6 protein-coding genes are annotated in these 9,248 nt (G+C 68.3%); 3 read left to right on the forward strand and 3 right to left on the reverse strand.

The genetic code is table 11. The features are described from left to right. Positions 1–427: 427 nt before the first annotated feature. A complete protein-coding gene (locus ACZ4SA_RS36220; protein ID WP_468282867.1) occupies positions 428–1,162 on the forward strand; it encodes a dienelactone hydrolase family protein in 735 nt (244 codons plus the stop codon). 363 nt (positions 1,163–1,525) lie between these two features. On the opposite strand, the gene ACZ4SA_RS36225 is transcribed toward ACZ4SA_RS36220, so the two are convergent. Both ACZ4SA_RS36225 and ACZ4SA_RS36230 read right to left on the reverse strand, forming a co-directional pair. Next, positions 1,526–3,340, reverse strand: coding sequence for a fatty acyl-AMP ligase (locus ACZ4SA_RS36225; protein ID WP_468282871.1), 1,815 nt, complete (start codon positions 3,338–3,340; stop codon positions 1,526–1,528). 73 nt (positions 3,341–3,413) lie between these two features. Next, the gene (locus tag ACZ4SA_RS36230) at positions 3,414–5,243 is read right to left on the reverse strand and encodes a fatty acyl-AMP ligase (RefSeq protein WP_468282875.1); all 1,830 of its coding nucleotides are present in this window, start codon (positions 5,241–5,243) and stop codon (positions 3,414–3,416) included. A gap of 350 nt (positions 5,244–5,593) precedes the next feature. On the opposite strand from ACZ4SA_RS36230, the gene ACZ4SA_RS36235 reads away from it, so the two are divergent. Then, positions 5,594–6,892 carry a beta-ketoacyl-[acyl-carrier-protein] synthase family protein gene (locus ACZ4SA_RS36235; protein ID WP_468282878.1) on the forward strand — a complete coding sequence of 433 codons (1,299 nt, stop codon included), beginning with the start codon at positions 5,594–5,596 and terminating at the stop codon, positions 6,890–6,892. Here ACZ4SA_RS36235 and ACZ4SA_RS36240 read toward each other — a convergent pair. Further along, positions 6,876–7,664 carry a LuxR C-terminal-related transcriptional regulator gene (locus ACZ4SA_RS36240; protein ID WP_468282882.1) on the reverse strand — a complete coding sequence of 263 codons (789 nt, stop codon included), beginning with the start codon at positions 7,662–7,664 and terminating at the stop codon, positions 6,876–6,878. The two genes, ACZ4SA_RS36235 and ACZ4SA_RS36240, sit on opposite strands and share 17 nt — an antisense overlap. Positions 7,665–8,049: 385 nt before the next feature. On the opposite strand from ACZ4SA_RS36240, the gene ACZ4SA_RS36245 reads away from it, so the two are divergent. Next, entirely contained in the window at positions 8,050–9,027 is a 978-nt protein-coding gene (locus ACZ4SA_RS36245) for an AraC family transcriptional regulator (protein WP_468282885.1), read from the forward strand. Positions 9,028–9,248: the final 221 nt, after the last annotated feature.

Consider the following 9,248-nt stretch of genomic DNA (forward strand, 5'->3'; position numbering starts at 1 on the left):
ATGCGAAACCGGCCGTCAAGCGTCTCGCCAACCTGACAAGGTCCTGCTCAGGCGGCATCACCCTCGCCATGATCCATGAGACGCGCCGACCGCACCGCCCACGCGTCTTCGCGACGCCTCGTCGCTGCCCCCAGCAAGTCGCGGTTGAGCCTGTCACCCCGCAGGTCAACGGCGCCGCCCCTGCAAGATCTAATGAGACGGGACAGCTGGAGTGCTGGCGTCGGCTCGTAGCCGGTGGGCTACGCTGTGCGGCATGAATACCGGGACGGCATTGCGCCACACACGGATCGGTGACCCGGGGCTCTTCTGAGCGCCGTACGGGCCGGTTTGGGCCCGCTGTTTGATCGAGGCTCTTGCGCTGCTGCGCGGGCTCCGCCTCCGTCGTGTTGATCACAGGCTCTGCACATCAACCACGACAGGAGCATTCATGCCCACCAAGACGCTGCAGATTCCCACCGCGGACGGCCAGGCCGACGCCTTCGCCGCCTTCCCCGACCACAGCGAGCGGCACCCAGGGGTGCTGATGTACGCGGACGGCTTCGGCATCCGGCCCGTGCTGCGGGAGATGGCCCGCGAACTGGCCGGGCACGGCTACTACGTGCTTGTCCCCAACTCCTTCTACCGGCACGGCCCGGCACCGCTGGTCGAGCTTCCCGAGTACATCGGAGAAGAGGTCCGGCCCGCGGTCTTCGCCCAGCTGATGCCCCTGATCGAGGCACACGCCGCCGAACGTGTCCTGAGCGACGCCGACGCCTACCTCAGGTTCCTCACCTCCCAGCCCGAGGTCGGCGCCGGGCCGGTCGCGGTGACCGGCTACTGCATAGGTGGCCTCTACGCGATGCGCACCGCTGCGGCCCACCCCGACCAGGTGGCGGCCGTCGCCGCGTTCCACGGCCCCGTGGGTGTCGACGGGCCCGACCTCTTCTCCAAGCTCACCGCCCAGGTCCACCTCGGCCATGCCGAAGGCGACATGACACCTGAGGCCCTCGGCGAGCTCAACCAGGCCCTGGATGCGGCAGGTATCGGCTACACCTCCGAGATCTACCCCGACACCACCCACGGCTTCACCATGTCCGACACCGACGCATTCAGCGCCTCCGGGCTGAAGCACCACTGGGATCGCCTGCTCCCCCTTCTAGACCGCACCCTGGCCAACAGCTGAGGCTCCAGCCCGGAAATCAAGCCTGAAGCGGCCGCGACCAGCAGACGGCATGGCGGGCCACACCGATGTCTCCATGGCCGTGGCCCGCCTCTATCGCGAATGAGACTTCCGTAAAAGCCAGGTCACTTGAGAACCCCGAGCCTCCGCGGTCGCAAACGACCTGGCATCCCAGCTCGTCAACGGCCCACCATCTGACAGCCGCAGTGCGACAGGACAGCCGGTCAGCGCATTCACTCTTTCGGGTTACCTCTCAGGACCGCAGCGACGACGTCGCCCTCATCGCCGTTCGCACCGGCATCCGACGACCGCACCACCACCGCCGACTGAGCTCAACAGCCGGCGGCGCCGCTCGACCGCGCCACCTCATTCGATGAGGGCGGCCTCGAAGGAACCCCCCAGGTATCGGTCCCGGCTGTCGCGACGTTGCAGCTTGCCGGTCGTCGTGAGCGGCAGCGTCCCCGGCTTGAGGAGGACGACATCGTGTACCTGGATGCGGTGCCCTGCATGGACGGCGCGCCTGATCTCCTGCTTGATCTCCTGCGCGGTCACCGGCTCGTCACTCCCGCCTCCGCCGCCGGCTGCCGCCGTCGTCTCGGCGAGCACGATGAGCCGTTCATGCGCGCCGTCGTCGACCGACACCGCGCACGCACCGAACTCGCGGACTGCCGGATGGCTGGCCTCGACAGTGGCTTCGATGTCCTGCGGGTAGTGGTTGGCACCGGCGATGATGATGACGTCCTTCGCCCGACCGGTGATGAACAGTTCCCCGCTGTGCAGAAATCCGAGGTCACCGGTACGGAGGAACCGCTCGCCCGGCTGGTCGGGAAGGGTCCCCATGAAGGTCTCGGCACTCTCCTTGGGAGCGTTCAGGTAGCCCGTTGCGACGCTCGGGCCGGACACGAGGATCTCGCCCACCTCGTCCTCATCGCAGGGCTTGCCGGTCTCCGGATCGACGGCGACAGCCGTGCTCAACGGATGGATCGGGCCGCAGCCGACCAGCTCCCGACCGTCCGCCGCCGACGCGGCTGGGCGCACTCTTCCGCCGGTGAGCGCAGCGGAGTCCACGCGCAAGACTTCCGGGTCCTGGCCGACCGGCACGGCCGTGACCATCACTGTCGCCTCGGCAAGGCCGTACGCGGGGGACAGCGCCCCGCGCCGGAAGCCGGCCCCTGCGAATGCCGCGCAGAAGCGGGCGAGGGTATCGGCGCGGACAGGCTCACCTCCGACCAGAGCCATCTCCCAACGGCTGAGGTCGAGTTCCCGGCGCTGAGCGTCGGTCACCCGGCGGACACACAGGTCGTAGGCGAAGTTCGGCGCGCAGCTGTCCGCGCGTCCGAGCCGGGAGATCGCCCGCAGCCACGTGAGCGGACGCTGTACGAACGTCATCGTCGGCAGCAGTGTGACGTCCCGGCCGGAGAAGAGGGACTCGAGGACGTTGCAGATGAGGCCCATGTTGTGGTGCGGCGGCAGCCACGACACCGACGACGGGCGGGGCAGCCCGGCGTCGTCGGCAGACCGACGCGTGGTGTCGTATATCAAGGACAGATTGTTGAGCACATTGCCGTGAGTGATCGCGACGCCCTTCGGTACTCCGGTCGATCCCGAGGAGTACTGCAGGTAGGCGACCATCTCAGCGGCGGCCACCGGCGGGGTCCACTGCCGGGCCAGGTCCAGGGATACCTCGTCGGTCGCCACCCGGTCGAGTCGGGCGAGCCCTTCGGTGCCGCTGAGGACGGGCTCCGCGGCGGCAAGCATGGGGCCGGTGGAAAGGAACAGCCGGGACTCGGAACTGGCGGCAATCGACTCCACCCGGGTCCATTTGGCATTGCCCCGTGTGCCGTCGAGCGGAGCTACCGGCACCGGGATCAGACCCGCATAGATGCAGCCCAGGAAGGCGGCGTGGAACTCCAGTCCGGGCGGGTAGCTCAGCAGCGCGCGTGCGCGTGCGGTGGGAGCCCGCCTCAGCAGCGTCACGGCGATCGCCCGCGCATAGCGGTCGAGTTCGGCCAGGGTCAGTGAGTCGGATTCATCGACACCATTGCCCAGGAACACAAAGCTCTTCCGGTCGGGCTCGGCTGCCGCACGCGTGCGGCACAGGTCGATCAACGTCGTCGGTGCACCATGCTCACCGGCCACGCCCTCGGGCAGGCGGACACTGTGCTGATGATTGGTTTGCATGAGACCACTCCAAACGGAGGAAGGAGGAAGAAGGCAGCGGCAGTTCGCGCGCCCTCCCTGCATGGGGCGAGGTTCAGACCGTCTCGAACACCCGCGCCCGGTACCTGGACCGGCACCGCGAGCGCTGCAGCTTGCCGCTGGTGGTGAACGGCAGCGAGCCGGCCTTGACCAGGAGGACCTCGTCGGCCCGGAGGCCGTGTCCGGCGAAGACGGCCTCCCGGACGGCTTCTTCGACCTCGTCCGCGCCGACGGTCGCGCGTGCACCTGACGGAGCGTCCGGCGGGGGGCCGGCCACGACGCGGTACCGGCTGTTGATCTCAGCCAGGACGACGAGGCGCGTGCGTCCGCCGTCCTCGACGGTGAACGCGCAGCAGCAGCCTTCCCGTACGGCCGCGTGGCTTCCTCCCGCGGTCGCCTCGATGTCGTACGGGTAGTGCTGCATGCCCTCCACGACGATGAGGTCGTCCACCCGGCAGGTGACGAAGAGCTGACCGCCGTCCAGAAAGCCCAGGCTGCCGGTGCGCAGGAACTGGCTGCCCTCGTGGCCGCGCACGGTGGCGTTGAACGTAGCTGCCGTCTCCTGCGGGGCGTTCCAGTACGCGGCACCGATACTCGGTCCGGATGCCAGGATCTCCCCTGTCTCGTCCGGGGCGCACGGTTCGCCGGTGGCCGGATCCACCACCGCGACGGTCATGGACGGGTGCACCTGGCCCAGGCCGACCAGTCGGCGGGCCCCGTCCTCGCGACCGGCTCGCTGCACCGTGCCTTTCGCCAGCGCCACCGCGTCGAACCGCCGGATCACCGGTTCGGGCTCCACCGGCCCGCCGCTGAGCATCACGGTGGACTCGGCGATGCCGTAGCTCGGGAAGAACGCCTCTCGGCGAAAGCCGAACGGGGCGAGCATGGCACTGAACTGGTCAATCATCTCCGCACGCACCGGCTCGTCCCCGACCACCGCGATCCGCCAGCCGCTGAAATCGAGGGAGCGCAGCTGCTGCTCGGAGACGCGCCGCACGCACAGCTCGTACCCGAAGCCGGGTGCCGAACTTATGCCCGCCCCGCGGTCCGACATCGCGCGGAGCCAGTTGACCGGATCCTGGGTGAACGCCGACGGCGGCATCAGTACGGCGTCGTACCCGACATAGAGCGGCTGCAGGACCCCGGTGATCAGTCCCATGTCGTGGAACACGGGCAGCCAGGAGACAACGGGCGGCAGCCGGTCGACATCGTCCGTGTCCCGGGAACCGTTGGCCAGGATCAGCGAGAGGTTGTGCAGGACGTTGCCATGGGTGAGCCCCACACCCCGGGGCGGACCGGTCGTGCCGGAGGTGTACTGGAGGTACGCGATCGTGTCCGGGCCGATGTGGGGGGCATTCCAGCCGTATGCGTCCGCCCCGATGATCTCGTCAGTCGCCACAGTGGCCGGCCGGCGCGGTGTCGACATGCCTTTCAGTAAGGTGTCGACACGGTCCAGCCTGGACCCGTTCGACAGCACCAGATCCGGCTGGCAGCTGTTGACGATCGCCTGGAAGCGCGTATACCGGTCGTCGACGCCGACGCGCAGCACCGGGGGAGCGGGCACCGCGATCAGTCCGGCATACAGGCAGCCGAAGAAGGCGGCCACGAAGTCCAGACCCGGCGGGTAGCTCAGAACGGCGCGGGCGCCCGGTGCGGCAAGCCTGCTCAGGCGCATGGCGATAGCCCGTGCGCGGGCGTCGAGTTGGGCGAGGGTGAGCGAGTCGGACTCGTCGAGGCCGTTCTCCAGGAAGGTGAACATCCGTCGATCCGGGTCCCTGGACGCGCGATACCTGCAGAGCTCGACCAAGGTCGTCGGCTCGAGTCGGAATTCTGTGAGGGCATCCTCTGACATCGTGGTCCTCCTGTTCGGCCTGGCCATTGCCATTGCCCTGCCATTTCCCCCGTCGGCCGCAAGGGCCTGGCTATGTCCCAGCTATTGCTGTACGCCTGCGTCACGTTCGTTCCACTCGGAGAGATGCTAGGTCGGCGGAGAAGTATCGGGTATCCGCCGGCGGAAGGCGTCCACCCCTCTGCCGGGGGCGAGTGCCGGGTGGGCCGTAGGGCGAATCACGACCAGTCTCCGGTCGCCCTCACGGTTCCGTCCGCCGGCCGATATGGAAAGCGCCTCGTGCTCTCTACCGTAATGACGACGGCGGGTAGGCAGCGAATGCTCCCATACCCACGCCCGTGTCCAGGGGAGACCACTCCCTGGAAAGCTTCAGAAAGGGAACCGTGATGTCCTACGAAGCATCTGACGGCTACTTCCTGGGTTATCCGAAGCTCCCCGATCTCCCCGGCTCCCCGGACGGGGAGGTCCTCGGCACGACCGGCGTTGTGGTCACCGGCCTGGGAATGACCACGCCGTTGGGTGCCGACGTCCACTCCACCTGGACGGGGCTGCTCGCCGGTGAATCCCCGGTCACCGTGCTCGACGAACCGTGGGCCCGCGACCTGCCCGTACGGCTGGTGGGCCGACTGAGTCAGGAACCGACCGAGGTATTGCACCGGGTCGAGGCCCGGCGGATGGACCGCTGCCAGCAGATCGCGTTGGTGGCGGCCCGGCAGGCATGGGCCGACGCCGGCGCGCCCACGGTGGCGCCTGAGCGGTTGGCCGTGGTGATCGGCACAGGACTCGGCGGCGGGAAGACCCTGGTCGACCAGCACGACCTGTCCTCGGCGAAGGGGCCGGGGCGCGTGTCGCCCTTCGCCGTGACGATGCTGATGCCCAACGGCCCGGCCGCCGCCGTCAGTCTGGACCTCGGCGCCCGAGCCGGCGCCCACGCACCGACCAGCGCCTGTGCCTCGGGAGCGGAGGCCATCGCCATGGGGCTCGCCATACTTCGTGCCGGGCGGGCCGACGTCGTTGTCGCCGGCGGCACCGAGGCGTGCATCGGGCGGCTGTCCATGGCGGCCTTCGCCCGCATGGGAGCTTTGTCCAGCCTTCATGACGCACCTCAGAGCGCATCGCGGCCGTTCGACAGCGCGCGGGACGGCTTCGTCATGGCGGAGGGCGCCGGAGCCGTCGTACTGGAACGAGCCGATTCCGCGAGAGACCGTGGCGCGCGGGCGTATGCCACGCTCGCCGGTACGGGGATGAGCTCCGACGCGCACGCAATGACGGCTCCTTCAGCGGACGGTCAGATCAGTGCGATCCGCCAGGCGTTGAGCACCGGCGGCCTCGGCCCGCAGGACATCGTTCACGTCAACGCTCACGCTCCCGGTACGCCCGTCGGTGACCGTATCGAAGCGTCGGCGTTGCTTGAATCGATCGGTCCGCATGCTCTCGTGACGGCGACCAAGTCGCTCACGGGCCATCTCATCGGCGGGGCGGGCGCGATCGAGGCCATCTTCACGGTCCTGAGCGTCTTCAACGACGTCATTCCCGCGACCAGGAACCTCGACGACAAGGACCCCGAGGTGAAGGTGGACATCGTCACGGGAAGTCCTCGACACACCAGGGTCACCGCGGCCATCTCGAACTCGTTCGGTTTCGGCGGCCACAACGTGGTCCTCGCTTTCACCAAGTCCGCCTGACCAGGGGGCGGGACGGGCCGGAGGAGAGGGGGCTTGAGGGGCTGGGGGTACCTGGAGGGCCTGCGGAGGCCCGTGGAGCCTGCGCAGGCGGGGGCGGGTGCACCAGACCGCTCCGCTGAGCCATCAGCGCCGCGTGCATCCGGTTCGGCAACTCGAGCTTGGCGAGGATGCGCGAGACATGGGACTTCACGGTGGCGGGCGTTACATGCAGCTCGCGGGCGATCTCCTGATTCGACCTCCCCATGGCCATACCGGACAGGACTTCGGTCTCCCGGCGGCTCAGGGTGGCCAGCGCGACCGCGTGCGAGCGTTCCTGCGGCGGCGGAAGAATCTCGAACCGATCGATCAGCCGTCGGGTCATCGTGGGGCAGAGGAAAGCCGCGCCGCCGGCGACCGCGCGGACGGCCGAGGTCAGCTCCTCCTGGCTGGCGCTCTTGAGTAGGAAACCGCTTGCGCCCGCCTTCAGCGCCCCGAACAAATGGCTGTCGAGGTCGATGCTGGTGAGGACGACGATCCCGGGGATGAATCCGGGTGCGATTCCTGGTGCTGTCGTCCCTGAAGGCTTGGCGATTTGGCGGATGAATTCGTGTTCGGCATCGACGAGTACGACTTGCGGTCGCCTCAGTTCAAGCATTCGTAATGCCTCCTCGCCGACCCTCGCATCGGCGACCACGGTGATGTCCGATGCCTCCCCCAGTGCATGCCGGAAACCGCGCCGCACAAGGTCCTCATTGTCGACCAGCATTACTTCCACCGTGCTCAATTCGTCCATCAATCACTCCGCCTGTTCACTTCAGAAGGGTGGTCCCCATTCCACTCCGTGGTCTCCTGACCGGTGTGGTTCACGGGTACTGTCAAGAACGCGTTCCGGTACAGAGGTTGCACACGCGATGGCTGTGGGGCGCGCGCTGAGCCCTACGGGTGACCGTGGCTGATACCGCATATGCCCCCTGGCCGGCACGCACATCCCGGCTAGGCTGAAGGACAGCCTGCGGCGGGATTCGCCGCATCGATCCCTTCCGATGCTAGGGGGATTGGCAGTGCTGGTTCCAGGCAATGGCGGCCATGCTGTTGGCCGTTCCGGCCACGGGCCGGGGGGCGACGAAGCCCCCACGGCTCCACGGTTGTTCCCGCGAGGCATCTCAGGCGTGCGAGCGATGGTGGATGTCGGGGTCGAGCGCGGAGTTCCCGTACCGGCATGCCTGGACGGCAGCGGTGTGGACGAGAACACTCTTGCCGACGATGCCGCACACGTCCGCGCCTGGCAGGAGCTCGTCGTCGCGCAGAATCTGGTCCGTGCCACAGGCGATGCTCCCGGCCTGGGGCTGGAGGTCGGCAACCGGATTCCGCTGCGCAAGTACAGCGTGTGGGGCTTCGCGCTGCTGGCCAGCCCGACGCTGCGCGAAGCGGCGGTTGTGGGACTGCGCTACCTGGAACTCACCTTCACCATGGTCGGGATCCACCTTCAGGAGGAAGGGGACGAGGTCCACCTCGTCCTGGACGACGGGTTCGTGCCCCAGCCCGTCCAGCACTTCTTCGTCGAGCGGGAAATGGCCAACATCCGCACCATCCTGGACACCGTTCTGGGGCGGCCCTTCACCCCCCTCCGGCTGGAGGTGCGCTTCCCACGGCCTGAAGATCCCGCAGCGTACGAGGTGTTCGCCGGCGCACCGATAGCCTTCGGGGCGCCGCGCAACGCGATCGTCACCCCGGCCGCGGTACTGGAGCAGTCGCTGCCGCAGGCGGACCGCCACACGATGCGGGTGTGCGAACGCGAGTGCAGCCTCCTGCTGGCCCGGCGCGCCCACACCGAATGCGCGGCGCGGGTACGGGAACTGCTCATGCAGTGGCCGGACCGGATACCCGACATGGGCGTTGCCGCAGCCGCGCTGCACGTCTCCACCCGCACACTGCACCGGCGTCTGGCTGCGGAAGGCACTTCCTACCGGCGTCTCGTCGACGGAGCGCGGCACGCTCGCGCTGTCGAGATGCTGTCCACCCCCGGACTGGGAGTGGACCAGATCGCCGTAAGGCTTGGTTACGCCGATGCGGCGGCGTTCATCCGCGCGTTCCGCCGGTGGACGGGCGCGACACCGGGCGCCTACCGCACCAGGGCGCCGACCCGGCCGCACTGATCGTTTGAGGATCAGATCGGGGGCGTACGGGGGGTGCGTGGCAGACGCCCGAAACACGGAACCTACATATGCGGCTGGTGACAGCGTAGTTCCTGTTGTTCCGGACGCCGCTTCGTAGGCGATCGGGCTGTGTTCCCCCGACGCGGGAGTGATGGCGCCTTGTGTTGCAGCGGTGCAACCAGCGGAACGTGTCGAGATCGGCCTCGAGTTCGCTGGACCAG

This window comes from Streptomyces sp. NPDC027962 (genome assembly GCF_055566095.1).

What these genes read in the sequence shown, in the direction of transcription:
- ACZ4SA_RS36220 (WP_468282867.1), top strand. Translation starts at nt 428, where the DNA reads ATGCCCACCAAGACGCTGCAGATTCCCACCGCGGACGGCCAGGCCGAC.
- ACZ4SA_RS36225 (WP_468282871.1), bottom strand. Translation starts at nt 3,340, where the DNA reads ATGCAAACCAATCATCAGCACAGTGTCCGCCTGCCCGAGGGCGTGGCC.
- ACZ4SA_RS36230 (WP_468282875.1), bottom strand. Translation starts at nt 5,243, where the DNA reads ATGGCAATGGCCAGGCCGAACAGGAGGACCACGATGTCAGAGGATGCC.
- ACZ4SA_RS36235 (WP_468282878.1), top strand. Translation starts at nt 5,594, where the DNA reads ATGTCCTACGAAGCATCTGACGGCTACTTCCTGGGTTATCCGAAGCTC.
- ACZ4SA_RS36240 (WP_468282882.1), bottom strand. Translation starts at nt 7,664, where the DNA reads ATGGACGAATTGAGCACGGTGGAAGTAATGCTGGTCGACAATGAGGAC.
- ACZ4SA_RS36245 (WP_468282885.1), top strand. Translation starts at nt 8,050, where the DNA reads ATGGTGGATGTCGGGGTCGAGCGCGGAGTTCCCGTACCGGCATGCCTG.